This window comes from Staphylococcus sp. IVB6181 (assembly GCF_025561445.1).
GTDB classification, from domain to species: Bacteria; Bacillota; Bacilli; order Staphylococcales; family Staphylococcaceae; genus Staphylococcus; species Staphylococcus simulans_B.
This window is the reverse complement of record NZ_CP095096.1, coordinates 1,693,426-1,719,268: the sequence shown is the minus strand read 5'-3', so window position 1 is coordinate 1,719,268 and position 25,843 is coordinate 1,693,426. Positions and strand designations below refer to the sequence as shown.

Here is a 25,843-nt window from a genome sequence, read left to right as displayed (position 1 = left end):
TAAAATTAGCCTTACAAAAAGCAGACACTCGTTTAACCACTTATAATTTGTTAAAATAGATGAGTTAAGAAAAGTGAAATGGATATGAAATTCTTATACAATCACTTATAATGAATAAACCTAAAATTAGAAGGAATGATTCAAAATCATGACAAATGTAACGCCGATGATGCAGCAATATTTAAAAATAAAATCTCAATATCAAGACTGCTTACTGTTTTTCAGATTAGGCGATTTTTATGAAATGTTTTATGAAGATGCGAAAGTGGCTTCTAGAGTATTAGAGATTACGCTGACAAAAAGGGATGCGAAAAAAGAAAATCCTATTCCAATGTGCGGAGTGCCTTACCACTCTGCAGAAAGTTATATTGAAACGTTAATAGAAAACGGATATAAAGTAGCCATTTGCGAACAAATGGAAGATCCGAAAGTTACAAAAGGTATGGTACGCCGAGAAGTAATCCGTGTAGTTACACCAGGAACAATTATGAACCAAGGCGGCGTGGACGAAAAACAAAACAACTATATTTTGAGCTTCATTCGAGAAGCGGACAACATTGCGTTAAGTTATTGTGATGTGTCGACGGGTGAATTAAAGGTGACGCATTTCAATGATGAAAGTATGCTGCTGAATGAGATTACAACGATTAATCCTAATGAGATTGTCACTGCTGAAGCAGTAGAAGCATCGTTGAAGCAGCAAATGTCATTGGCTACAGAAACATTAACGGTTGTGGATGACATCAGCAATGAAAATTATGCTGTGAACCAAGTAGAAGATACATTAATGCATCATACGGTACAAGTACTGTTAGATTATATCCACCATACGCAAAAGCGTAATTTAGAACATATTGAAGACGCAAAAGTATATGAAGCTGTCGATTATATGAAAATGGATTATTACGCTAAACGCAACTTAGAATTGACTGAAAGCATTCGTTTGAAATCTAAAAAAGGAACATTGTTATGGTTGATGGATCAAACGAAGACACCAATGGGTGCACGTCGCTTAAAACAATGGATTGACCGACCATTAATCTATAAACAAGCCATCAATGAACGCTTAGATGCTGTGTCGCAATTGATTGATCGTTTTATTGAACGCGATACACTGCGCAATTATTTAAACCAAGTGTATGATATTGAAAGATTAGTCGGACGTGTCAGTTACGGTAATGTGAATGCGCGTGATTTGATTCAGCTTAAACATTCAATTGCTGAGATACCGAATATCAAAGCATTATTAGATGCGTTTGATGACCAATTGCCAGAACAGTTCAGACAGTTGGAACCTTTAAACGATTTGCTAGAACTGTTGGAACATAGTCTTGTTGAGGAACCGCCGATTTCAGTGAAAGACGGAGGCTTGTTTAAACAGGGCTTTAATGAACAATTAGATGAATACTTAGAAGCATCAATCAACGGTAAACAATGGTTGGCACAGCTTCAAGCGAAAGAAAGAGAACGTACAGGTATTCGTTCGCTGAAAATCAGCTTTAACAAAGTATTCGGCTACTTTATAGAAATTACACGTGCAAACTTAAAAGGCTTTGAGCCTTCAGACTATGGTTATACACGTAAACAAACATTATCGAATGCAGAACGTTTTATTACGGATGAATTAAAAGAAAAAGAAGATTTGATTTTAGGGGCTGAAGATAAAGCAGTAGAACTTGAATATCAGCTTTTTGTGAAATTAAGAGAAGCGGTCAAAGTGTATACTGAGCGTCTTCAAAAACAAGCAAAATTAATTTCTGAAATTGATTGCCTGCAAAGCTTTGCGGAAATTGCTCAAAAATACAATTATGTCAGACCAAAATTCAGCGATGATAAAACATTAGACTTAGTTGATTCCCGCCACCCTGTAGTAGAGCGTGTCATGGATTATAATGATTATGTTCCTAATGATTGCCGCTTAGATGATGAACAGTTCATTTATTTGATTACAGGGCCGAATATGTCAGGTAAATCTACTTATATGCGCCAAATCGCAATTATCAGTATTATGGCGCAAATGGGCGCTTATGTACCATGCAGCGAAGCAGTACTGCCGATTTTTGATCAAATCTTTACACGTATCGGTGCTGCAGATGACTTAGTATCTGGTAAAAGTACCTTTATGGTTGAAATGCTGGAAGCACAAAAAGCTTTAACATATGCGACAGAAGACAGCTTGATTATTTTTGATGAGATTGGACGCGGCACATCAACTTTTGATGGGCTGGCTCTTGCGCAAGCAATGATTGAATATGTCGCACAAACATCTCATGCGAAGACGTTATTCTCGACACATTATCATGAGCTTACGACATTAGATCAGTCATTGGCATGTTTGAAAAATGTACATGTTGCCGCAAATGAATATAAAGGCGAACTTATCTTCTTGCATAAAGTAAAAGATGGCGCTGTAGATGACAGTTATGGTATTCAAGTCGCAAAACTTGCAGATTTGCCGGATCAAGTGATTGAACGTGCTCAGGTGATCTTAGATGCCTTTGAAGCGAACGATAAATCACAACCGCAAATTCCTAGTTATGAAGGTGCAGAAAAGAATGAAGCAGCAGTCTCTGAAACAAACCAATCTCAAGAAGATAAAAATGCACCAGAAGAACAGCAGCAACCCGGTTTCCAACAAGGAACATTTGATTTGTTTGATACTGTACCTAAAGAAAGCGAAGTCGAATTGGAATTAAAACAATTAAACATATCTAATATGACACCGCTTCAAGCACTCAACAAACTCAGCGAACTCCAAAACCAATTAAAATAGAGGTGAACAATCATGGGCAAAATAAAAGAATTACAGACTTCCCTCGCCAATAAAATCGCGGCAGGGGAGGTAGTTGAACGTCCGGGATCAGTCGTTAAAGAATTGTTGGAAAATGCCCTTGATGCCAAAGCAAGCGAAATTAATATTGAAGTTAAACAATCCGGAATCGAATCGATTCGTGTCGTCGATAACGGTACAGGTATCGAAGAAGATGACTTGCATCTAGTCTTTCATCGCCATGCGACTAGCAAGCTGAATGAAGACAGTGATTTATTCCATATCCGTACATTAGGTTTCAGAGGAGAAGCATTAGCCAGTATATCCTCTGTCGCAAAAGTCACATTGCGTACGTGCACAGATGGTCAAAACGGCCATGAAATCTATGCGGAAGATGGTGCGATTATCAATCAAAAACCTGCAAAAGCCAAACAAGGCACCGATATCTTAGTCGAGTCGTTATTTTATAATACGCCGGCACGATTGAAATATGTTAAGAGTCTGTATACAGAACTTGGAAAAATTACAGATATTGTCAATCGTATGGCGATGAGTCATCCAGATGTCCGCTTTACATTGGTATCTGACGGCAAAACATTAATCAAAACCAATGGCTCAGGACGTACTAATGAAGTCATGGTAGAAATATACGGCATGAAAGTTGCGAAAGATTTAGTGCATATTACAGGCGATACCAGCGACTATCATCTGGAAGGGTTCGTGGCCAAGCCTGAACATTCCCGCAGCAACAGACACTATATTTCTATTTTTATCAACGGACGTTATATCAAAAATTTCATCTTGAATAAGGCAATATTAGAAGGTTACCATACGTTGCTGACTATCGGACGCTATCCAATCTGCTATATCAATATTGAAATGGATCCGATACTTGTAGATGTCAACGTACATCCGACAAAATTAGAAGTCCGTTTATCAAAAGAAGAACAACTGTATCAATTGATTGTTGAAAAAATTCAAGATGCCTTTAAAGACAAAATTTTAATTCCGCATAATGATGAAAATAAACTGCATAAGAAAAATAAAGTATTGGAAACTTTTGAGCAGCAAAAACTGGACTTTGAAAAGCGCCAAGCTGAGCAGCAGGCTGATGACAATACAGAAGATAGTACAAATGAAAGTCAAAACGATAATGCAGCAACTGACCATAATGCAGGACAAAATGATTCGCACGTTGCAGAAACCAATGACAGTACAGATTATCAAAATGCGCAAAAAGCAGTTTTATCGGATATGGATGATTATGAGACTAATGATTTTGATACTGAGGCTGAAGATGATAATGAAAATGAAGCGGCACAAATACAAGATGTAAGAGAAACACAAAATGCACAACCGAAACACCGAGTGCCATATATGGAAGTAGTAGGTCAAGTGCATGGTACTTATATCATTGCGCAAAATGAAACAGGTATGTTTATGATTGATCAGCACGCAGCACAAGAACGTATTAAATACGAATACTTCAGAGATAAAATCGGTGAAGTTACGAATGAAGTACAAAATCTGTTGCTGCCGATGACATTCCACTTTTCTAAAGATGAACAAATGATTATTAATGAGTTTAAAGATGAATTGGATAAAGTCGGGGTACATTTAGAACCTTTCGGCAGTCATGATTATATCGTCAACAGCTATCCTGTGTGGTTCCCTAAAGAAGAAGCACAAGAGATTATTCAAGATATGGTGGAATATGTTTTAGAACATAAGAAAGTAGATATTAAAAAAATCAGAGAAGCAGCAGCAATTATGATGAGTTGCAAAAAGTCGATTAAAGCCAACCATTATTTAAGAAATCAAGAAATGGCCGACTTGATTGACCAATTGCGGGAAATGGAAGACCCGTTCACATGTCCGCACGGTCGCCCGATTATCATCAGCTTTTCAAACTATGAAATGGAACGTTTATTCAAGCGTATTCAGTAAAGGAGACATGAGCGTGAAGCCACATATTTTACCGGCAATTCGTGAGATGAGAGATTTAGAAAAGTTGGTGAAGACTGACTATAAAAGATGTGTATTGTTAGATGCCCATATCGGTCATTTGAAAAGTATTATGGACTTGTTGAAACAACATAAAATGCAGACGTACATTCATGTGGATTTGACAAGAGGTGTCGCACATGATGAATTCGGATGCGAATATTTGATTCAAAGCTTCAAACCTGAAGGAATAGTGTCAACGAAACCTAAAGTTATTAAAAAAGCGAAGACATTAAAGGTGACTACGATTTTACGTGTGTTTGTCATCGACAGCCATGCACTCAATCGCAGTATTGCTTTAATCAAGCAAGTACAGCCTGATTTTGTGGATGTACTGCCAGGTGTTGCCAGCAAGGTGATTCAAAAGGTTTACGATGAAACAAAGACACCAGTTATTGCCGGCGGGTTGATTGATCAGCCAGAAGAAGTAGCAGCAGCGGTATCGAGCGGTGCGGAATATGTTACAACCAGCAATAAAACATTATGGTAAATTGTTGCAAAAGTATTTTTGTGAAAATATGAATATTCATTGACAACGCTTTCATAAAAAGATATTCTGTTAATAAGTTAATATAAATTACGATAGAGATAGGAGACTTCTACATTCACGCGATAAATGTAGGAGTCTTTTTGTCTTCTTTTAAGGAGGAAGTTATATGAGTCCATATTTTGCGGAATTTTTGGGCACTGCCATTTTGATTTTATTCGGGGGCGGTGTAGTTGCGAACCTTAACCTTGTTAAATCAAAAGGTTTCGGCAGCGACTGGATTAATATTTCGCTTGGATGGGGGCTTGCTGTGACATTAGGGGTGTATGCAGTAGGCACATTTTCAGGCGCACATTTGAATCCGGCTGTAACGGTAGCTTTTGCTATGGATGGCGGTATAGAATGGTTTAAAGTACCAGGCTATATGATTTGCCAAACGTTAGGCGGTGTAGTCGGCGGTGCATTAGTTTGGCTGATGTATTTGCCGCATTGGAAAGCAACGGATGATCAAGGTGCTAAGCTAGCAGTATTTTGTACAGCACCAGGTATTAAAAATTATTATGCCAACTTTTTAAGTGAGATTATCGGTACCGCTGCTTTGACATTAGGTTTGATGTTTATCGGTATCAATAAATTTACAGATGGTTTGAACCCGATTATTGTAGGGGGCTTGATTGTTGCTATCGGTATCAGTTTAGGGGGACCTACGGGTTATGCGATTAATCCGGCACGTGACTTAGGCCCGAGAATTGCACATGCGCTTTTACCAATTGCAGGCAAAGGCAATTCACAATGGTCCTATGCGATTGTACCGGTATTAGGTCCGATTGCAGGCGGTATGTTAGGGGCTTGTATTTACAGAGCCGCATACAAAGGTTCATTCGATATGCTTTCAGTCGCAGCCATTGTCCTGACAGCAATCACTTTAGTTTTAGGTCTGGTATTGAACAAGGTTGATAAGAAAGACATCGAAACGATATATTAGAGATTAAGACAATTCGAGATTTATTTTTGGGGACAAAGCCATTTGCTTTGTAATTATCATGATTAAGGAGTTGTTCAAAATGGAACAATACATTTTATCAATAGACCAAGGTACAACAAGTACACGTGCCATTTTATTTAATAAAGAAGGGGAAATTGTTTCTACAGCGCAACGCGAATTCACACAGCATTTTCCAAATTTAGGCTGGGTAGAACACGATGCCAATGAGATTTGGACTTCTGTGTTATCAGTAATTGCGACGGTTTTAAATGATGATGATATTTATCCGAGACAAGTGGTAGGTATCGGGATTACCAACCAAAGGGAAACAACTGTAATTTGGGATAAAAATACAGGAAGACCGATTTATAATGCGATTGTGTGGCAATCCCGCCAAACACAAGATATCGTTCAATCTTTACGCGACCAAGGTTATGAAGATACTTTCCGCGAAAAAACAGGATTAGTGCTTGACCCTTACTTCTCTGGCACAAAAATCAAATGGATTTTAGATCATGTAGAGGGTGCAAGAGAGAAAGCAGAAAAAGGCGATTTATTATTCGGTACAATCGATTCATGGATTGTCTGGAAATTATCCGGCGGTGCTGCTCATGTTACAGACTATACGAATGCCAGCCGTACGCTGATTTATAATATTCATGACTTGAAATGGGACGATGAATTGTTGGAAATTCTGGATATTCCAAAACAAATCCTGCCTGAAGTACATGAGTCAAGCGAAATTTATGCCAAAACAAAAGACTATCACTTCTTTGGTCAAGAGGTACCGATTGCAGGGATTGCCGGCGACCAGCAATCTGCATTATTCGGACAAGCTTGTTTCGATCGAGGCAATGTGAAGAATACGTATGGTACAGGCGGCTTTATGCTGATGAATACGGGAAAAGAAGCGGTTCAATCTGATAATGGTTTATTAACAACTATCGCTTATGGATTAGACGGCGAAGTGCATTATGCTTTAGAAGGTTCAATCTTCGTGTCAGGCTCAGCAATTCAATGGTTGAGAGACGGGTTGAGAATGATTAACTCTGCGCCTGAATCAGAAAATTATGCGAACCGTATTGAATCTACGGATGGTGTTTATGTGGTGCCTGCCTTTGTAGGTTTAGGTACACCTTATTGGGATTCAAGTGCACGCGGTGCAGTCTTCGGCATTACACGCGGTACTGAAAAAGAACACTTTATCAGAGCAACTTTAGAATCCATCTGTTACCAAACACGTGATGTGGTTGAAGCGATGGTGCAAGACTCTGGTATTAACGTAGACAGTATCCGTGTAGACGGCGGTGCAGTGAAGAACAACTTCTTAATGCAATTTCAAGCAGATATTCAAAATATCACGGTAGAACGTCCTGAAATCAATGAAACCACAGCATTAGGTGCAGCTTATCTTGCAGGTTTGGCTGTTGGATTCTGGGACAGCAAAGAAGAAATCGCAAACCGTTGGAAATTAGAAAAAGCATTCGAACCGCAAATGGATGAAGACGAGCGCGAAAAATTATACAAAGGCTGGAAAAAAGCCGTTGAAGCAACGCAAGTATTCAAGTTAGACGATTAATTGCAAACTATGTTATACTATTTAATAAGTTAATATTTATGACTCGAGAATGAGAGAACTGTTCACACCATTATAAAATGTATGGGATAGGTCTCTCATTTTTTAATCTATTGGGTTGTAAAACTCACATTTCGACTTGTCTCATGCATTCATATCAGAATTTATTAGGAGGCGTTATCAATGAGTTTATCAACATTGAACAGAGAAGCAATCAAACAAAGATTAAAGAATCAAGAATATGACGTAGTGATTATCGGAGGCGGTATTACAGGTGCAGGTGTCGCTTTAGATGCGGCAGACCGCGGAATGAAAGTCGCACTTGTAGAAATGCAAGACTTTGCACAAGGTACAAGTTCTCGTTCGACTAAATTAGTCCATGGCGGTTTGCGTTATTTGAAACAGCTGCAAGTCGGGGTAGTAGCTGAAACAGGCCGCGAACGTGCGATTGTATATGAAAACGGTCCGCATGTTACAACACCTGAATGGATGCTGCTGCCGATGCATAAAGGCGGTACATTCGGCAAGTTCTCAACTTCTATCGGTTTAGCAATGTATGACCGATTAGCAGGAGTTAAAAAGTCTGAACGCAAGAAAATGTTAAACAAACAGCAATCATTAGAAAAAGAACCGCTTGTAAAACGAAAAGGTCTTAAAGGCGGCGGTTATTATGTTGAATATCGTACAGATGATGCACGCTTAACAATCGAAGTGATGAAACGTGCAGCTGAAAAAGGGGCAGATATTGTCAACTACACAAAATCAGTCAACTTTACGTACGATAATAAAGAACAAGTCAATGGTATCCAAGTGACAGATATGCTGTCAGATGAAGCATATACGATTCATGCGAAAAAAGTAATCAACGCAAGCGGTCCTTGGGTAGACGAGGTCAGAAGTGCGGATTACTCTAGAAATAATAAACAATTACGCTTAACAAAAGGGGTTCACATTGTTATTGATCAATCTAAATTCCCTTTACAACAAGCAGTTTACTTTGATACTGAAAAAGACGGCAGAATGATTTTCGCAATTCCTAGAGAAGGCAAAGCATATATCGGAACAACAGATACGTTTTATAACAATGACAAAACATCACCGCTGCCAACACAAGATGATCGCGACTACTTGATTGATGCAGTTAATTACATGTTCCCAGGACTTGATATTACAGATAAAGATATCGAATCATCATGGGCAGGTGTAAGACCGTTAATTTTAGAAGAAGGCAAAGATCCATCTGAAATTTCTCGTAAAGATGAAATTTGGGAAGGCAAATCAGGTCTGTTAACGATTGCCGGCGGTAAACTAACAGGCTACAGACACATGGCAAAAGGTATTGTTGACTTGCTTTCTAAACGCTTGCAGCAAGACTTCGGTTTGAAATTCGGTCCATGCAAAACGAAACATCTTACAATTTCAGGCGGCGATGTCGGCGGCAGCGCTAACTTCGAAAACTTTGTCGAACAAAAAACAGCCGAAGGTGCGAAGTATCAATTAGATGCTGAAACAGCTGAAGCAATTGCAAGACGTTACGGTTCAAATGCTGATGAACTGTACAAAATTGCACACACTGCACAATATCAAAATTCAGGCTTGCCGTTAGCAATTTATGCAGAATTGATTTACGGTATTCAAAATGAAATGGTATATAAACCGACGGATTTCTTAATCCGCAGAACAGGTATGTTATACTTTGATATTGAAGACGTATTAAAATATAAAGACGCAGTAGTAGAGGTACTGGCACAATTATTGAATTACGATACAGTACAACGTGCTTTATTTACAGAAGAATTGAATGAAGCAATTGATGAAGCAAGAACAGGAAATGATCAACCAGCTGAAAAATAATAGATAAAAATAAGAAATGGGTTGAAATTCCATCGAATTTCAGCCTATTTTTTAAGTGCGCTCGGCATGATTAGCAACTTGATGGTGAAAGTCCATTACAGGCTTGGCAGTAGGAACTGTTAGCGAAAGACAAGGGTGTCCATCGCGAGGTGGAATCTGAAGGAAGTCGGACGCAAACACTCGCATTGACGAATAGAAACATCATATCAAGGCTTATGCGAACGGATGAGTTTGCTTAACAAAACAAAGTCCGATACTGCCCGAATTCGTATGAGTAAATGATGCAATGACATGAGTGGAAAGTGGTTAATCTTACCCGAGGAGGTCTCATAAGCGATTCTTCGAATCGTAGTAACAACGAATTATGAGAAGTCAGCAGAAGTCATAGTAGGGAAAATGTACCGAAGGACTGAACAATATTAAATACAAAGTAAAGAATGGAGGTTATAGATTTACGAAGTACCGAAAACAATGCAAATTGGCAGTCTGTGGAAGATAAGTAGTGGAACGAAAAAGATAAGCAGATGTGTACAGTAAATCTTAGTTGATATGAAAGAAATGTATCGTGAGACTCCATCACTGATGGAACTTGTTGTAAGAAAGAACAACATAGAGAAAGCAATCAAGAAAGTTGTTAAAAATAATGGCTCTCCTGGAATCGATGGGATGAAGGTTAAAGAGTTACATGCTCACTTCAGAGAATTCTATCCACAGATAAAAGGAAAACTGCTTAACGGTACGTATAAACCGCAAGCAGTTAAGAAAGTAGCCATTCCAAAACCGAATGGCAAAAAGAGAATTCTTGGAATTCCCGTCGCAAGGGATAGAGTTATCCAACAAGCAATCAAACAAGTTATCGAACCGATGATAAATCGCCAGTTTTCGAAACATAGTCATGGGTTTAGACCAAATCATAGTACAGGTACTGCATTAAAACAATGTATCCAATACTATGAGGAGGGTTATCACACAGTCGTAGACTGTGACTTAAAACAATGTTTTGACACGTTGAACCATGACAAATTGATGTACTTGTTTGAACGCTTTATACAAGATAAAGCTATCTCTAAATTTATCCGCAAAAGTTTACAAAGCGGGTCTGCAGACCTGTCTGGCGAATACGCAGAAAGAAAGACAGGCGCCCCTCAAGGTGGGGTTATATCTCCCTTGTTGTGTAATATCTATTTGCATGAGCTGGATAAAGAATTAGAGAAGCGCGGACATCGTTTTGTGAGATACGCAGATGACTTCGTCATCTTTGTTAAATCAAAACGTGCCGGACAACGTGTTATGGAGAGTATCACAAACTTTATCGAAAAGGACCTGAAATTAACAGTGAATAAAGATAAAAGTAAGGTAGGCTCTCCCACACGTTTAAAGTTCTTGAGTTGTCTGATAACGAAAATAAATGGCACTTGTCGTTTCAGACCCACTATGGAAGCAAAAAGAAATTTAAAAGCCAAATTAAAGTGGGTCACAAGAAGAAATAGACCTGGCACATTTACTGAACATTATAACAGGAATCAACGCGATTACTAGAGGTTGGATAAACTATTTTGGCAGAGGTTTTGTTAAAGGATTTATCCGCGAAATGCAAGAGTGGTTGAACCATCGAATCAGACAACTTATTTTAAAGCGATGGAAGAAGGTCAAAACAAAATACAAAATGCTTCGAAAATACGGATTAGACCACAATGGTGCCATGCGTATTGCGAACTCAAGAAAGAAGTATTGGAGGTTTTCCAAAACGCATGAGGTTCATCATGCGCTTACAACAAATAGACTCTACAAGTGGGGTCTAGTACCACTAGCCCGACTCGCAGAGTCTGCTTACGCAAGATATTGAACCGCCGTGTACGGAACCGTACGCACGGTGGTGTGAGAGGACGAGTATTCAATTAATGATTACTCTCCTACTCGATTAAAAAGCATAATGAAAACGTTTTATTACATTAAATTGACATTTTAAGTCAACCAAATGTTATTGCCTTTTCTAAAAAGGGCTTGGTATGATTGTATATGTAATACATCACGAAACAACAACTTAGAACATGAATGAATTAAAATGCTTGGCGGAGGTGTAATAAATGTGTCCAAACACATTTAAAGTTACAGTCGAAGATGGAACAAATATCGAAGTGAAATTAGATAAAGCGAATAAAACGCGTATCGGTATTGTACATATTTTTCATGGGATGGCAGAACATATGGGGCGTTATGATGTATTTGTCGAATCGCTTAACCAGCAAGGTTATGATGTGATTCGCCATAATCATCGCGGTCACGGCAAGGATATCAATGAGAAAACAAGAGGACATTTTGACAGCGTCGCACAAGTCGCTTCAGATGCATATGAAATTGCTCAGACTTTATATCCAGAACGCCGAAACATGCCTTATATCGTGTTGGGCCATTCAATGGGATCGATTATTGCACGCAAGTATGTCGAAATGTTTCCAGACATCGCACAAGGTCTGATCTTAACAGGCACAGGGCAATTCCCCAAAATCAAAGCGAAACTCGCGGCTGCTGCGTTGAAATTAATCACGATTGTACTTGGGAAACGCACACGTCTTAAATGGTTAAACCGTCTTGCATTTAAGCCTTTCAATCGTCGTATCAAAGAAATACGCACAGAAAATGATTGGTTATCAACAAAGAGAGAGGAAGTTGATAAGTATTGCGCCGATCCGTACAGCGGATTTTCAGTTTCCAACCAAGTAATCTACAGCACATTGCATGAAATGCTTGTAACTAGTTCTCCAAAGGAAATTAAAAAGATGAATGCAGATTTGCCTGTTCTATTGATATCTGGTAAAGAGGATGCTTTCGGAGATTACGGAAAAGGTATCCGCAGATTAGGTGTAATGTTAAAGAAAAATGGCGTTAAGCACATTACAGTGCAGCTGTACCGCAATAAACGACATGAAATTCTTTTCGAAGATGATTATGTCCATACATGGAATAACATGTATGACTGGATTAAGAAAAATATCCTAAATAAATACAAATAGGGGGATTTATATGAGTAGTACAAAGCCATTGTTAGTGGTTATCGTTGGACCTACTGCTGTAGGAAAAACAGAATTAAGTATTGAGTTAGCTAAAGCGATAGACGGTGAAATCATCAGCGGGGATTCTATGCAAGTTTATAAAGGTATGGATATCGGAACAGCAAAAGCTACAGCTGATGAAATGCAGAATATCCCTCATTATTTAATTGACATCTTAAATCCAGACCAGTCATTTTCTGCATACGACTTTAAAGTACGTGCAGAAGCACAAATTAAAAAAATTATAAGTAAAGGCAAAATACCCATTATCGCTGGCGGCACAGGACTTTATATTCAATCATTGATTTATGATTATCCTTTTGACAAAGAAGAAATCTCACCAGAGAAAGCAGAAGAAGTGCGTCAAAAAATGACAGAACTCGAAACGCTTTCCAATGAACAGCTTCATAACTATTTAGCAAGTTTTGATGCGGCATCTTCAGAGGACATTCACCCTAATAATCGTAAAAGAGTATTGAGAGCGGTAGAATATTACTTGAAAACGAAAAAAAAATTAAGTAATCGTAAAAAAGTTCAACAATATACAGAAAATTATGATACATTATTAATAGGGGTAGAAACATCGCGCAAAACAATGTATCAACGCATAAATAATCGTGTTGATGTCATGATGAATGCAGGTTTATTAGAAGAAGTTCAGCAACTATTGGAACAAGGATATTCAAATTGCCAAAGCATGCAAGCAATAGGATATAAAGAATTGATTCCGGCTATCAATCAAGACATTACGATCGACCAAGCCGTTGATAAACTCAAACAACATTCTAGGAATTACGCAAAACGTCAAATGACTTGGTTCAAGAACAAAATGAATGTGCAATGGTTTGATAGAGAGAAAGAGCCGCTTCCAGTAATATTAGAAAGTATCTCTGCCCAAATAAAGAAAAGGAGCAATCAACAATGAGTAACACAACAACAATTCAAACAAACTTCTTAGAGGGCTTTAAAACAAGCAAAGAAGAATTAACGGTCTTTTTATTAAACGGTTTCCAAATGAAAGGAACAATCGTTGATTATGATGACAGCGTCGTTAATTTATATTCTCAAGGAAAAAACCACTTGATTTACAAACATGCAATCAGCACATTCACTCAAGAACCATCAGTTGTTGAATAATAAGAAAGTAGTTTGTAGTTAGAATAGACATCAGGAAACAACTTCACGTCATTGATCATTCTTACAGATGTGCATGCTTGTTGATAACTATCTAATAATCTATGATAAAAGGCAGCATCTAATGTTAAGCATTTCAACTTAACGTTAGGTAGTTGCTTTTTTAAATAATTAAGTAAAATAATAGAACGTATTTATTAGTATTTGTTAAATCACTAATAAATACGTTCTTATTCTTTGTTTTTTACAATAATGCTTCGATATCAGATTCAATCTGACTTGGGTTTTTCTGCGGAGAGAATCGGTTAACAACATTGCCATCTCTGTCAATTAAGAATTTGGTGAAATTCCATTTGATTTTACTGTTGAAAAAGCCGTCTTGCTGATCTGTTAAATATTGGTAGAGGGGATGTTGTTCCTCTCCGTTTACTTTAATTTTTTCATGCATCGGGAAGGTTACCCCGTAATTGATTTTGCAGTTTTGCATGGCTTCATGTCCGCTGCCCGGTTCTTGTTTGCCGAATTGGTTGCAAGGGAAGCCTAAAACGACAAATCCCTGTGATTGATAAGCTTCGTAAAGCTTTTGAAGGCCTTCGAATTGCGGCGTGAAACCGCATTGGCTGGCAGTGTTGACAATTAACATGACTTTACCTTTGTATTCATCAAGTTGATAAGGTTTTCCATCAACATCTTTCACTTCTATATCATAAATACTCATAATTTATTCACCTCACTAAATCCAAATTATCACATTCCGCCTAGATAGTCTTTAATTATGCACTATGATAAAATGAGGAAGATAACTCATATATTGAATGATTATTCAAATTAACAGTGAAACAATTTAAAGGAGGATATTCTATTTGCCTCAAGATAAAATATTTGATACAGAAGAAGTAATCGAAAAAGCCTTGCTTATCGGTGTCGATGCATACGATGAGAAAGAATTCGACTTCAGAGCAACAATGGATGAACTTAAAGCATTGGCAGAAACATGCCGCTTAGAAGTGCTGGGCGAAATTACACAACAAAAAGATCGTATTGAAGATAAATCCTATGTCGGCAAAGGCAAGCTGCAAGAAATTAAAGACTACGTCGAAATGTATGATGTCGATGTAGTAGTAGCCAACGATGAGTTGACGACTGCACAGTCTAAAAGCTTAAATGACAATTTGGGAGTAAAAATCATTGATAGAACGCAATTGATATTAGAAATCTTTGCGATGCGTGCGAGCAGTAAAGAAGGTAAGCTTCAAGTAGAATTAGCGCAGCTTGATTACTTGATGCCGCGCTTAATGGGACATGGTAAAAGCTTATCTCGTCTCGGCGGGGGAATCGGTACCAGAGGTCCGGGTGAAACGAAACTTGAGACAGACCGTCGTCATATCCGCCGTCGTATGAATGAAATCAAGCACCAATTGAAAACGGTAGTTGAACATCGTGAGCGCTACCGCAGCAAACGCAGACAAAATCATGTCTTCCAAGTCGCATTGGTAGGTTATACCAACGCAGGCAAATCAACATGGTTCAATATTCTTGCGGATGAATCCACATATGAAAAGGACTTATTGTTCGCAACCTTAGATCCGAAAACACGCCAAATCCAAATTAATGACGGTTATAATTTAATTATTTCAGATACCGTCGGCTTCATTCAGAAATTGCCGACAACACTGATTGCGGCCTTCAAATCTACACTCGAAGAAGCAAGAGATGCGGATTTACTGCTGCATGTTGTTGATGCAAGCAATGAAGATTACAGAACGCAGTATGATACGGTTAATCGTATTATCGGTGATTTAGACATGGATAAAATTCCGCAAGCAGTTATTTTCAATAAGAAAGATTTAAGTGAAGGTCCAGCACCTGCGTCTCAACTGCCGAACGTCTTTGTGTCAGCACGTAATGAAGAAGATGAAGCAGCAGTGCGCCGCCTATTGATTCAACAAGTTGAAAAGCAGATGGAGCCTTATCAAGAAACAGTACCTGCAGATGATGCAGATCGCTTGTACTTCTTAAAACGTCATACATTGATTCATTCATTAGTATTTAATGAATCAACAGAAAGTTATGATGTAGAGGGTTACAGAAGAAAAGCAGAAGAAAACGGAGAGAAGTAAGCATAAATGAACTTAGAACAAATCATTTCAGAAACAGAAGCAGAATTACAACCTTATTTTAAAGAAATAGAAGCGTGCGCTTATCGCAATCAAGCTAAAGTATTAGATGCTTTCCATGCGGTCAAAGCCTCTGAGTCAGATTTACAGGGGACGACAGGATACGGCTATGATGATATCGGACGCGACCATTTAGAAGCAATCTATGCGCATACTTTTAAAACTGAAGATGCATTAGTGCGACCGCAGATAATATCTGGTACACATGCGATTACACTTGCGCTGCAAGCCAATTTGAAATATGGAGATGAACTACTCTATATTACAGGCAGTCCTTATGATACGCTGCTTGAGGTGATTGGTGTAAATGGCAACGGCATCGGCAGTTTGAAAGAAAATGGTGTTATCTACAATGAAGTAGACCTGACAGTGGAAGGACAGATTGATACGGATGCAGTGATAAATGCGATGAGCGATAAAACTAAAATCGTCGCAATTCAACGTTCAAAAGGTTATGATCAACGTCCGTCTATTTCGGTAAGTGCTATCGGACAAGCGATTACAGCCATTAAAGCACAGTATCCAAATGTTATTGTGTTTGTGGATAATTGTTACGGCGAGTTTGTGGAAGATCAAGAACCAAGTGAAGTCGGGGCAGATTTAACAGCAGGTTCGCTGATTAAAAACCCGGGCGGCGGATTAGCACGTATCGGCGGTTATATCGTCGGCAGAACAGATGTTATCGAACGCTGCGGTTATCGTTTAACAGCACCAGGTATCGGTAAAGAAGCGGGCGCATCGCTCAACGAATTGCCGAGTATGTATCAAGGTTTCTTCTTAGCACCGCATGTCGTAAGCCAAAGTTTGAAAGGTGCTTTATTTACAAGCTTATTCTTAACTAAGCTGAATATGAATACAGTACCTGCTTTTGATACACCAAGAACAGATTTAATTCAAACAGTACAATTCGATACTGCAGAACAGATGATTCGTTTTTGCCAATGTATTCAAGCCGCATCGCCAATTAATGCACACTTCAGTCCAGAGCCGAGTTATATGCCTGGCTATGAAGATGATGTTATTATGGCTGCCGGCACATTTGTACAAGGGTCATCGATTGAACTTTCTGCAGATGGTCCTATCAGACCGCCTTATGAAGCATATGTACAAGGCGGATTAACTTATGAGCATGTGAAATTAGCGGTCACAAGAGCTGTGAAACAAATGAGTGAAGAAGGACTTATTTAATTTAATCAATTTTAACTGACGTTATTCAAAAGCGTCAGTTTTTATATGTTTGCGGACTGAAAGACTGGATTTCATATTATAATAGAGATAAAGAAGCGGTAAACAAGCATCAATAACAACAAGAGTATGGAGTGAAGAAGAATGCTTAAATATAAAACGTATTTGTTTATAATCTGTCTAGCCATGTTAGCAATTATCTCTAAAAGAATAGCACTGAACCCAGTGTTGTTTTACAGTGCCTTAGCACTTTATGTAGTATTAATCGCCTATTTATTCTATAAAATCGGCAAGCTTAAAAAGAACAAGAAATTAAGATAATAGGGACATGTATGATAAAAGAGGTAAATGGTATTTGAAATAGATAGGTGAGATTGTAAAAGAAAATAGAATTAAAAAAAGAGGCCGCATGGCCTCTTTTTAATATCCCAATGTTTAGCACCTTAGGCGCTTAGATTAATACAATTTCATGTATTGTTCGCGTTCCCATTCAGAAACTTGTGTTCTATAGTAATCCCATTCGATTGATTTAGAGTGGATGAATTGGCTATAGATGTGTGGTCCTAATGCGTTTTTAACAATTTTGTTTTCGCGCATTGCTTTTAAAGCAGTGTAAAGTGTTGAAGGAAGATCTTCAATACCGATTGCTTCACGTTGGTCACGGTTCATTTCATAGATGTTTTGGTTAACAGGATCAGTAACTTTAAGTTTGTTTTTGATACCGTCTAAACCAGCTTCTAAGATTGCGGCTAAAGCCATGTAAGGGTTAGCAGCAGGGTCAACTGAACGTACTTCAACACGAGTTGATAAACCGCGTGAAGTAGGGACACGTACTAATGGTGAACGGTTTTTACCGCTCCAAGCAATGTAGCAAGGTGCTTCGTATCCAGGTACTAAACGTTTGTATGAGTTAACAAGCGGGTTGCAGACAGCTGTGAAACCGCGAGCGTTTTTAAGGATACCTGCGATGAATTGGTAAGCTTCTTCAGTCATTTGATCTTGACCATTAGGATCGAAGAATGCATTTTCTTTACCTTTGAATAAAGAAACGTTGAAGTGCATACCGCTTCCGTTTACACCGAATAATGGTTTCGGCATAAATGTCGCATGCAAGTTATGTTTACGAGCGATTGTTTTAACTACTAATTTAAATGTTTGGATGTTATCACAAGCAGTGATTGCATCAGCGTATTTGAAGTCAATTTCATGTTGGCCAGGTGCTACTTCGTGGTGGCTGGCTTCAATGTCAAAGCCCATGTCTTCTAATTCTAATACGATATCGCGACGGCAATTTTCACCTAAGTCAGTTGGTGCTAAGTCGAAGTAACCGCCGTGGTCATTTAATTCTAGTGTTGGTTCGCCTTTTTCATCTAATTTGAATAAGAAGAATTCTGGTTCAGGTCCTAAGTTGAAATCAGTGAAGCCTAATTCTTCCATTTCTTTTAATACACGTTTCAAGTTAGTACGAGGGTCGCCAGCGAATGGTTTGCCGTCAGTACCGTAAACGTCACAGATTAAACGAGCAACTTTACCTTGACCAGCAGTCCAAGGGAAGATAACCCAAGTATCTAAGTCAGGGTGTAAATACATATCTGATTCTTCAATACGTACGAAACCTTCGATTGAAGATCCGTCGAACATCATTTCATTATCTAATACTTTTTCTAATTGACTTACAGGTACTTCAACATTTTTGATTGTTCCTAAAATGTCAGTGAATTGCAAGCGTAAATATCTTACGTTTTCTTCTGTAGCAAATCTGCGGATGTCTTCTTTTGTAAATGTACGTTTTGCCATGTTTATAAATCCTCCAGTGAATTATTTGATAAAGCGAGATAAGTCGCCTCGATTTATCGGGATAGCTTCTTGTTGCGGTTTCTGTGTTGCTTCGACGATAACATGTTTTCTAAGCGCTTTTTCATCCGTAGATAAATGCTGCTCATCTTGATGAATGATTTGTTTGATTGCTTTAAGGTTAAACCCTTTCTCTAAAAGGTGTTTGATTTCTAACAGGCGATCTAAATCATTCATTGAAAACATTCTTTTGTTACCGGGTGTTCTCTCTGGTTTAACGAGTCCATGTGATTCGTAATACCGTACCTGTCTTGGTGTTAGCTCAGTCAATTGATTTACGACACTCATAGAGAAGACGGCCATGTTTCTGCGTATTGCATCATTAGACATTCACCCATCACCTCTATTTTTGAACTTGTAATTAATTTAGCATAAATAAGACGAAATTACAAAAATATGTCAGGTTTTCTGACATTAGTCGTTAAACCTAGAAGTAGTAAGGGTTTGAAGCATGTTTTGAAATGTTTTTGATAGAGTTAAACACGAACATTTCAAAAAAAGTTCAAATTTTCGTTCCGATTTAAATCATTAAAGGAGCGGCGAAAGTCATAACCTTCGCCGCTTCGGTTAATCTTACTTCATTATAGTTGATTGATTTTTGCGACGACATCTTCATATTTAGAAAGGTATTTTTCATATTCCTCTGCTAAATGAGAAGTGTCTTCGCTTTATCCGCTTGCCAACTTCGCAAGCTCATCATAAAATTTTCGTGTTTCGCGTGCATAAGATTTAAATTCTAAAGTTTCGACATCATCGTGTGTAGATACAAAACTATCTACAGATTCTAATGTCGCAAAAATTTCGTTTACTAAAATGATTTGTGGTTTTGAAATATCTTTATGATTCGGGTTGATTGTGTTCTGGTACACATCATCAAAAGTTTCATTGATAAATTCTACTTTTTCATTCAAATAGCTTTTAACTTTTTGTTTGTTTGGCATTTATCACCACTCCTTAATAAAAGTAATACCTATATTGAGTGAGACATAAACATTTAATTTCATGTATTTTGAAAAATGGACAGTAGTAGTTTTAGTGCAGCTATGTACTTGTATCAGAAGGCGATATGTCAGTTTCTGTTAATAGTTTGTTGAAGAAGGTGTGAATCTTTCATTGTTCATGGTAAGTTCATTAATGATAAAATAGTTTAATATTAAAAGTTTATGTAAAAGTGATTCGAACCTGTATGTTAACGTTGGTTATCATGTTAGAATCAGGCATAGTGTTAGGAGTTGAGAAAATGATTGCCTTTTATATACCTGGGTTATTAGGTGATATTTTGATTGGTATCTTTATCATATTTACAATTTTAAATTTGATAGTTGCCTTCAATATCATCTTTATTAAAGATAGGTCTACAAGTTCTACTTGGGCATGGTTATTTATTTTGTTTATCGCACCGGTTTTAGGCTTCTTCTTATATATTTTCTTTGGAAGAGGCGTCTCAAAACGCAAACTGTATAAACATTATCGTAAGGACATTGAACAATTTGACGACATAATTAATGAACAACGCTATCAAGTCCAAGAAGGTAAAATACAAAGCGAGAATCCAGTGGTGAATCAGCATCACGATTTAGTTAATATGCTTTTAACAAGACAACCAGCATTTTTAACGGATGGCAATGATGCAGATATCTTCGTAGATGGTCATGAGCTATATGACAAGATGATTGAAGATATTCGACAAGCTAAGCACCATATTCATTTAGAATACTATGTATTTGAACTGGATGGGTTAGGACACCGTATTATTGATGCATTAGAAGAAAGACTTGAAGCAGGCGTGGAAGTGCTGCTGCTGTATGATGATATCGGTTCGAAAAAACTGACTATGAGACAATTTAAGCGTTTCAGATCATTAGGCGGACAAGTTGAAGCTTTCTTTGCGAATAAATTGCCATTGGTCAACTTCAGAATTAATAACCGCAATCACAGAAAAATCGTAGTTATTGATGGTCAAATCGGTTATGTCGGCGGCTTTAATGTCGGAGACGACTATCTCGGCTTGAATAAGAAGTTCGGCTACTGGAGAGATACGCATGTCAGAGTCGAAGGAAAAGCCGTAGATGCACTGCAGCTTCGTTTTATGCTGGATTGGAATTCTCAATCTAAAAGGGAGCGTCTTGAATATTTACCAGAGTACTTCCCGGTTAAAGAAGAAAACGGAGACGTCGCAATGCAGATTGCTTCTAGCGGTCCAGATGATAATTGGCATGAAATTGAATTCGGCTATACGAAAATGATTAATTCTGCTGAAAAATCGATTTACATGCAAAGCCCTTATTTCATACCGGATAATTCATACATTAATGCATTGAAAATGGCCGCAAACTCGGGTGTGGATGTGCATTTAATGATTCCGGATATGCCGGACCATCCGTTTGTTTATTGGGCCACTTTTTATCATGCGGCTGAATTGATTGATTCAGGTGTTAAAATTTATATGTATAACAATGGATTCATTCACTCGAAAATGATGGTCGTTGATGATCAAGTGGCGAGTGTGGGATCAGCGAATATGGACTTTAGAAGTTTTGAATTGAATTTTGAAATTAATGCGTTTATGTATAATGAAGACATAGCGGTTCAATTACGTGAAGCTTTCGAACATGATGTGACCTTGTCGACACAATTGACGGCAGCACGTTATGAAGAACGTTCATTTTGGATTAAGATGAAAGAAGGCTTCTCTAAATTAATCACGCCGATTTTATAACGAAGAACAATACCCTCGGAAGCGATGTACTTTTCCGAGGGTATTTTATATTACTTTTTCTTATTATGTTTTTCTCGATTCTGCTGAATAATAAATAAAATAAAACCGACGAATATACCCATGAATACACCGATAACAGCGGTCACTAATAATGGAAATTCGTATACATATTGCAAAATCAAGCCTACGATAATTGCAACGGCAACTGCGATGATTGTTACAATATTTTCTTTAATGGCTTGCATAGCGTGCCTCCTCAATTTATTCCTTATCTTCATCATATCAAATTTTTTGAATCTAGAGAATTGACGCCATTCATAAAAGATAGGTATGATAATCCGGTGAACAATTTTTTGAAGCAGGTGAAATTTTTGAAACGAAAATCGATGTCGACAATCATTGTAGTCGCAATAATTGCATTAGTAGTAATAGGGTTCCAATACTTTAATCATTCGGGACCATTCAAACAAAGCGGCAGTCAAAGTGCCTCCACGTCAATGGGTGATAAAGAAGCAGTTCAAGTGAAAAGAGTCATTGACGGCGACACTTTCATCGCAACAGATAAAGATAATAAAGAAATTAAAGTGCGTATGATAGGGATGGATACACCTGAAACTGTTAAACCGAATACGCCTGTTCAGCCATATGGCAAAGAAGCTTCTCAATATACAAAGCAAACATTGAATAACCAAAAAGTCTATTTAGAGTTCGATAAAGAACCAAAAGATCAATATGGCCGTTATTTAGCATATGTTTGGTTAGATAAAGACCGTATGTTTAATGAAGAATTGGTTAAAAAAGGATTAGCGAGAGAAAAATACTTTGCGCCGAACGGTAAATATCGAGATGTCTTTAAAAAGGCTGAACAACAAGCAAAACAGCAGCATTTGAATATTTGGAGTTAAAAATGGTTCTCCACCATTTGTGGTGGGTAAATAATTTAAAGAACTTAATTTTGATTGGAATTCTTCGAATTCTATCATTTAGACAACCATCCGATGTACGGGTCTGGTTGTCTTTTTCTTTTTGTTTTTAAATAAACTAAATACCAGCATTATACGGTTTCTTAAGTTATTAAAGCTTCTGTATCCATATGAAATTCGCTTAATTAACTTTATTTTATTGTTAATACCCTCTATTGCACCGTTATTTAATAAGGGATTGTAAATCGTATTTCGAAGTATTTCTTGGTGCTTTCTAAAAAATGTTACTACTTTCCATATGTTTTTACTGATTGAGTTTTTATCAACATCGTTCAAACGATTGATAAAATCTTTCCAATTACATAATTTTAAACTTTCGCGTAAATCATGTACTAGTTCGTATGAATTTTTTAACTTTTCATCTGTTTGAAGCATAAAATTCACTAGATCATAACCTTTTTTATAACATCTAAAGGAACCATCCCAAATACCATCCATCATGAAGAGTTTACGTTTGTCTGTTAAAAGAAGTCTCCATTTGTTCTTTAAAACAGGGTATTCCCTTCCTTCTTTGTCTTTATAACGATTCATTACTTCTCTGCGATAGAAGTTTAACTCTCTATTCATGTGCTGAACGATATGAAATCTATCAAAGATTATAGATGCATTAAAAAAGAGCTTTTTAAATAAGAATAAATAGGGTTCAAACATATCAATGGTAATTGTTTTAACTTTAAGTCTATTTTTTCGATCAAAGCGTTCAAAATAAGCTTTTAAATAACCCGAAGTTCTGTTTTCTAAGACATCTAGAAATTCATGTGTGTCATTGTTAATAAATATAAAACTCATTAAGCCAGTCACACTCTTTACACTTCTAAATTCATCCATTGCCAAATGTTCAGGTAGATTATCGAAAGGCTTGATAAGTAAAGTATTGACTGCTTTATTTCGAATACGACGTACTGTAGATGGAGAAACACAGTTGTCTTCTGCAGTATCTATTTCTGTTTTGACTTTCGTGGCTTCTTCAATTATTTTTTGATTCACATAATTAGAAATAAATCGTGTCTTATCTACGACATCAGTTTCAGCAGTAAAAGTTGTATTACACTCTAAACACTTAAAGCGCTGTTTTGCTAAGTTTAGATATGTATTATAGCCTTGAGTTTTAAGCAAGGTAATACGAGAAACTCGTTTACCATGCTTATGAATTTGTCCTTCATTTTTAATTCCGCAGCAAGGACAAGCCGAAGGCTTATACGTAAGTACAGCATTAACAACCGTAGACTTCTTTCCTTTTACTATTACATCAATATCTTGGCTAACAAATTTGATATTTTTATCTTTTATTCTTAGTATTTCTAATGTATCATTACACATAGGCGCACTTGTCTCCTTTAATTTGGGTTTGGTCACTTTAAATTATAGAGGCAATTGCGCTTTTTGTGTATCGAAAAAGGCGGGAAGTTTTACCTTCCCACCATAAAAGATGAAGAACCTTAAAAATACCCGGCATGCATTTTTCGCATGCCGGGTATTTAACATTATCTTTGATTTATATAATCTAAAATGATTTCGCAATCTTTCTCTGTAATTTCATGCTTAGATTGTGCGATGATGCCTTCAATTGCATCTTTAAGGTGATGCTTAGAAGTAGCAGTTGCGACATATTTTTGTCTTTCAGTCGGGCCGTCAATGATATTGACAGAACCGTCATTGAAGTAAACAAGACCTACACTAGAGATTTTTTTATTGAAGTTTTGTTCGTAGGCATCTTTTAATTCTTTAGAGTTTGTCGCTGCTGTTAAATAAGGATCGTAATCATAGAAATCGAATGTCACACTATTACTTTTGACTTTTTCAGTAAATGTGTAGATATCTTCACGTGTAGATTGGAACTGGCTTTGATATTGATCTGCAATATAATGTCCGACAATCTGATTGATATCTTCTACATTTGTATCTATTTCTTTTTCAGGTTCTGCACTGAAATGATAAAATGTTTTTTCTTTCCAATTTTTGACGTCGATATTTAACAACCCTTTGTTTGTAATCACAACATAGTCAAATGTGCGTAAGAAGTTGAATAAAGGATGTTTCACCGCAACATTGCCTGTTGAAACAATGTGGAAGAATTCAATCTTTCCTTCATCTTTAAAGCTTTGCATGACATTTTTTAATGCTTGCTTAGCTTTTCTTACACCATAGTGATGTTGTTGGGAGCCATCATTAATGATTTGGTTTCTTAATGATGTGATCTCAGAACGCAAGCTGTTGACTTTGCTTACCAGCTGGTTCTTAGAATAAATCTCTGTGTCTAGTCGATGCTGCATCAATCCTCTTGATATAATCAAAGCTATAACCAAGATGATGATAATCGCAACGAGCAGTAACGTTAAATACATATCAATCATTCCTTACTAAATAATGAGTCGTTAAAGTTATTCATACCCTAATAATCTAACTCTTATCGCTAAAAATCAATCATAAAGTCTTAAGATAGTATTAAGAAGGGATTATGACCATATTAAAAAAGATTCAGACAAACATGAAGGGAATGTGTCTGAATCTTTAAGGCGTAAATTTAACATAGGTTGTGTTTTGTTTAAAGAGTGCTTGGGAAAATAGTTAAATAACTAATTGAAAGCTACTCTACTGAGCCTTGCAAAACTGACATTTGTAATTCATTGAAGGATTCGAGCAGTTTTTCGGCTTGTTGTTCTTGCGCTTTAGTAATTGTTACAAATACTTGTCGTTCATCATCGGTACAGCGCTGTTTACCGAGAATGTTCATTTCTGTTAATGTGCTGAAGGATTTATGAATTTCCATCAAACTAAAATTCATTCCTTTTTTGACTTCAAGAAGGGGAATTGAACTTCTTTTATAGCTTAAGATATGCTGTAAAAACAGTAAATCATTAAAGCGTAAGTTAAATTCGTTCTTGAGTTCTTTGATTAGTTGTTTACGATGCAATTCATAATAGAAAATGGATTCTAAGGTCTGTCTTTGTATTGATTGCATTTTCTCACCTCTACGTTGTGTAATAAGTTCTTTCGCATACATTATTATAATAAAAAAGTTATACGATTGAAAGGGATTTTCTTTCTTTTAAGGTAAAATT

The 25,843-nt window shown here is 37.2% G+C and carries 22 protein-coding genes and 1 pseudogene; 15 read left to right on the top strand and 8 right to left on the bottom strand.

What is annotated here, in order from left to right; all coding sequences use genetic code 11:
* Positions 1 to 148: 148 nt before the first annotated feature.
* The 10 genes and pseudogenes from mutS (at position 149) to hfq (ending at position 13,866) form a co-directional block, all read left to right on the top strand.
* The gene (gene mutS, locus MUA90_RS08375) at positions 149 to 2,773 is read left to right on the top strand and encodes a DNA mismatch repair protein MutS (protein ID WP_262586276.1); all 2,625 of its coding nucleotides are present in this window, start codon (positions 149 to 151) and stop codon (positions 2,771 to 2,773) included.
* 12 nt (positions 2,774 to 2,785) lie between these two features.
* Positions 2,786 to 4,717, top strand: coding sequence for a DNA mismatch repair endonuclease MutL (gene mutL / locus MUA90_RS08370; protein WP_262586274.1), 1,932 nt, complete (start codon positions 2,786 to 2,788; stop codon positions 4,715 to 4,717).
* A gap of 13 nt (positions 4,718 to 4,730) precedes the next feature.
* The gene (locus MUA90_RS08365; protein ID WP_262586272.1) at positions 4,731 to 5,264 is read left to right on the top strand and encodes a glycerol-3-phosphate responsive antiterminator; all 534 of its coding nucleotides are present in this window, start codon (positions 4,731 to 4,733) and stop codon (positions 5,262 to 5,264) included.
* A 166-nt stretch (positions 5,265 to 5,430) separates the two neighbouring features.
* A complete protein-coding gene (locus tag MUA90_RS08360; RefSeq protein ID WP_262586270.1) occupies positions 5,431 to 6,246 on the top strand; it encodes an MIP/aquaporin family protein in 816 nt (271 codons plus the stop codon).
* A gap of 79 nt (positions 6,247 to 6,325) precedes the next feature.
* Positions 6,326 to 7,825, top strand: a complete 1,500-nt coding sequence (gene glpK / locus MUA90_RS08355) for a glycerol kinase GlpK (protein WP_262586268.1) — start codon at positions 6,326 to 6,328, stop codon at positions 7,823 to 7,825.
* 180 nt (positions 7,826 to 8,005) lie between these two features.
* On the top strand, positions 8,006 to 9,676 hold the full coding sequence (locus MUA90_RS08350) for a glycerol-3-phosphate dehydrogenase/oxidase (RefSeq protein WP_262586266.1): 1,671 nt from the start codon (positions 8,006 to 8,008) through the stop codon (positions 9,674 to 9,676).
* Positions 9,677 to 10,234: 558 nt separating this feature from the next.
* Positions 10,235 to 11,522, top strand: a pseudogene (gene ltrA / locus MUA90_RS08345) (group II intron reverse transcriptase/maturase).
* A gap of 241 nt (positions 11,523 to 11,763) precedes the next feature.
* A complete protein-coding gene (locus MUA90_RS08335; protein ID WP_114603445.1) occupies positions 11,764 to 12,690 on the top strand; it encodes an alpha/beta fold hydrolase in 927 nt (308 codons plus the stop codon).
* Positions 12,691 to 12,700: 10 nt separating this feature from the next.
* On the top strand, positions 12,701 to 13,654 hold the full coding sequence (gene miaA / locus MUA90_RS08330; RefSeq protein WP_262586262.1) for a tRNA (adenosine(37)-N6)-dimethylallyltransferase MiaA: 954 nt from the start codon (positions 12,701 to 12,703) through the stop codon (positions 13,652 to 13,654).
* Positions 13,651 to 13,866 carry an RNA chaperone Hfq gene (hfq, locus tag MUA90_RS08325; RefSeq protein ID WP_105992906.1) on the top strand — a complete coding sequence of 72 codons (216 nt, stop codon included), beginning with the start codon at positions 13,651 to 13,653 and terminating at the stop codon, positions 13,864 to 13,866. The genes miaA and hfq overlap by 4 nt, the downstream gene beginning before the upstream one ends.
* 241 nt (positions 13,867 to 14,107) lie before the next feature.
* Here the strand turns inward: hfq and MUA90_RS08320 are convergent, their stop codons facing one another.
* Positions 14,108 to 14,581 (bottom strand): glutathione peroxidase, encoded by a 474-nt coding sequence (locus MUA90_RS08320; protein WP_114603443.1) that lies wholly within the window; start codon positions 14,579 to 14,581, stop codon positions 14,108 to 14,110.
* Positions 14,582 to 14,726: 145 nt separating this feature from the next.
* Between MUA90_RS08320 and hflX the strand changes: the two genes are divergently transcribed.
* The 3 genes from hflX to MUA90_RS08305 all read left to right on the top strand — a co-directional run bounded on the left by hflX (position 14,727) and on the right by MUA90_RS08305 (position 17,546).
* The gene (gene hflX, locus MUA90_RS08315; RefSeq protein ID WP_262586260.1) at positions 14,727 to 15,983 is read left to right on the top strand and encodes a GTPase HflX; all 1,257 of its coding nucleotides are present in this window, start codon (positions 14,727 to 14,729) and stop codon (positions 15,981 to 15,983) included.
* Positions 15,984 to 15,989: 6 nt separating this feature from the next.
* Complete coding sequence (locus tag MUA90_RS08310) at positions 15,990 to 17,228, top strand: methionine gamma-lyase family protein (RefSeq protein WP_262586259.1); 1,239 nt, start codon at positions 15,990 to 15,992, stop codon at positions 17,226 to 17,228.
* Between the two features lie 141 nt (positions 17,229 to 17,369).
* Positions 17,370 to 17,546 (top strand): hypothetical protein, encoded by a 177-nt coding sequence (locus MUA90_RS08305; RefSeq protein WP_262586258.1) that lies wholly within the window; start codon positions 17,370 to 17,372, stop codon positions 17,544 to 17,546.
* A 135-nt stretch (positions 17,547 to 17,681) separates the two neighbouring features.
* Here the strand turns inward: MUA90_RS08305 and MUA90_RS08300 are convergent, their stop codons facing one another.
* From MUA90_RS08300 to MUA90_RS08290, 3 genes are all read right to left on the bottom strand, one after another.
* Positions 17,682 to 19,022, bottom strand: coding sequence for a glutamine synthetase family protein (locus tag MUA90_RS08300; RefSeq protein WP_262586257.1), 1,341 nt, complete (start codon positions 19,020 to 19,022; stop codon positions 17,682 to 17,684).
* Between the two features lie 21 nt (positions 19,023 to 19,043).
* The gene (locus MUA90_RS08295; RefSeq protein WP_105992901.1) at positions 19,044 to 19,409 is read right to left on the bottom strand and encodes a MerR family transcriptional regulator; all 366 of its coding nucleotides are present in this window, start codon (positions 19,407 to 19,409) and stop codon (positions 19,044 to 19,046) included.
* 338 nt (positions 19,410 to 19,747) lie between these two features.
* A complete protein-coding gene (locus MUA90_RS08290; RefSeq protein ID WP_262586254.1) occupies positions 19,748 to 20,020 on the bottom strand; it encodes a hypothetical protein in 273 nt (90 codons plus the stop codon).
* A gap of 299 nt (positions 20,021 to 20,319) precedes the next feature.
* Between MUA90_RS08290 and cls the strand changes: the two genes are divergently transcribed.
* Entirely contained in the window at positions 20,320 to 21,798 is a 1,479-nt protein-coding gene (cls, locus tag MUA90_RS08285) for a cardiolipin synthase (RefSeq protein ID WP_262586251.1), read from the top strand.
* A gap of 50 nt (positions 21,799 to 21,848) precedes the next feature.
* Here the strand turns inward: cls and MUA90_RS08280 are convergent, their stop codons facing one another.
* Positions 21,849 to 22,043 (bottom strand): hypothetical protein, encoded by a 195-nt coding sequence (locus MUA90_RS08280; RefSeq protein WP_105992898.1) that lies wholly within the window; start codon positions 22,041 to 22,043, stop codon positions 21,849 to 21,851.
* A gap of 126 nt (positions 22,044 to 22,169) precedes the next feature.
* Between MUA90_RS08280 and MUA90_RS08275 the strand changes: the two genes are divergently transcribed.
* Positions 22,170 to 22,703, top strand: coding sequence for a thermonuclease NucI (locus MUA90_RS08275; RefSeq protein WP_398577340.1), 534 nt, complete (start codon positions 22,170 to 22,172; stop codon positions 22,701 to 22,703).
* Between the two features lie 78 nt (positions 22,704 to 22,781).
* On the opposite strand, the gene MUA90_RS08270 is transcribed toward MUA90_RS08275, so the two are convergent.
* The 3 genes from MUA90_RS08270 to MUA90_RS08260 form a co-directional block, all read right to left on the bottom strand.
* Positions 22,782 to 24,101, bottom strand: coding sequence for an ISL3 family transposase (locus tag MUA90_RS08270; protein ID WP_262586250.1), 1,320 nt, complete (start codon positions 24,099 to 24,101; stop codon positions 22,782 to 22,784).
* A 164-nt stretch (positions 24,102 to 24,265) separates the two neighbouring features.
* Positions 24,266 to 25,126 carry a hypothetical protein gene (locus tag MUA90_RS08265; RefSeq protein WP_262586249.1) on the bottom strand — a complete coding sequence of 287 codons (861 nt, stop codon included), beginning with the start codon at positions 25,124 to 25,126 and terminating at the stop codon, positions 24,266 to 24,268.
* A 242-nt stretch (positions 25,127 to 25,368) separates the two neighbouring features.
* Entirely contained in the window at positions 25,369 to 25,743 is a 375-nt protein-coding gene (locus MUA90_RS08260; protein WP_262586247.1) for a transcriptional regulator, SarA/Rot family, read from the bottom strand.
* Positions 25,744 to 25,843 lie beyond the last annotated feature (100 nt).

Bases quoted from the DNA above. Each gene is read 5' to 3' on its own strand.
- MUA90_RS08305 (WP_262586258.1), top strand. From the start codon at position 17,370: ATGCTTAAATATAAAACGTATTTGTTTATAATCTGTCTAGCCATGTTA.
- glpK (WP_262586268.1), top strand. From the start codon at position 6,326: ATGGAACAATACATTTTATCAATAGACCAAGGTACAACAAGTACACGT.
- MUA90_RS08320 (WP_114603443.1), bottom strand. From the start codon at position 14,581: ATGAGTATTTATGATATAGAAGTGAAAGATGTTGATGGAAAACCTTAT.
- MUA90_RS08260 (WP_262586247.1), bottom strand. From the start codon at position 25,743: ATGCAATCAATACAAAGACAGACCTTAGAATCCATTTTCTATTATGAA.
- MUA90_RS08335 (WP_114603445.1), top strand. From the start codon at position 11,764: ATGTGTCCAAACACATTTAAAGTTACAGTCGAAGATGGAACAAATATC.
- MUA90_RS08295 (WP_105992901.1), bottom strand. From the start codon at position 19,409: ATGTCTAATGATGCAATACGCAGAAACATGGCCGTCTTCTCTATGAGT.
- MUA90_RS08265 (WP_262586249.1), bottom strand. From the start codon at position 25,126: ATGTATTTAACGTTACTGCTCGTTGCGATTATCATCATCTTGGTTATA.
- mutL (WP_262586274.1), top strand. From the start codon at position 2,786: ATGGGCAAAATAAAAGAATTACAGACTTCCCTCGCCAATAAAATCGCG.
- hfq (WP_105992906.1), top strand. From the start codon at position 13,651: ATGAGTAACACAACAACAATTCAAACAAACTTCTTAGAGGGCTTTAAA.
- MUA90_RS08280 (WP_105992898.1), bottom strand. From the start codon at position 22,043: ATGCAAGCCATTAAAGAAAATATTGTAACAATCATCGCAGTTGCCGTT.
- MUA90_RS08360 (WP_262586270.1), top strand. From the start codon at position 5,431: ATGAGTCCATATTTTGCGGAATTTTTGGGCACTGCCATTTTGATTTTA.
- MUA90_RS08270 (WP_262586250.1), bottom strand. From the start codon at position 24,101: ATGTGTAATGATACATTAGAAATACTAAGAATAAAAGATAAAAATATC.
- mutS (WP_262586276.1), top strand. From the start codon at position 149: ATGACAAATGTAACGCCGATGATGCAGCAATATTTAAAAATAAAATCT.
- MUA90_RS08300 (WP_262586257.1), bottom strand. From the start codon at position 19,022: ATGGCAAAACGTACATTTACAAAAGAAGACATCCGCAGATTTGCTACA.
- cls (WP_262586251.1), top strand. From the start codon at position 20,320: ATGATTGCCTTTTATATACCTGGGTTATTAGGTGATATTTTGATTGGT.
- MUA90_RS08290 (WP_262586254.1), bottom strand. From the start codon at position 20,020: ATGCCAAACAAACAAAAAGTTAAAAGCTATTTGAATGAAAAAGTAGAA.
- miaA (WP_262586262.1), top strand. From the start codon at position 12,701: ATGAGTAGTACAAAGCCATTGTTAGTGGTTATCGTTGGACCTACTGCT.
- MUA90_RS08310 (WP_262586259.1), top strand. From the start codon at position 15,990: ATGAACTTAGAACAAATCATTTCAGAAACAGAAGCAGAATTACAACCT.
- MUA90_RS08350 (WP_262586266.1), top strand. From the start codon at position 8,006: ATGAGTTTATCAACATTGAACAGAGAAGCAATCAAACAAAGATTAAAG.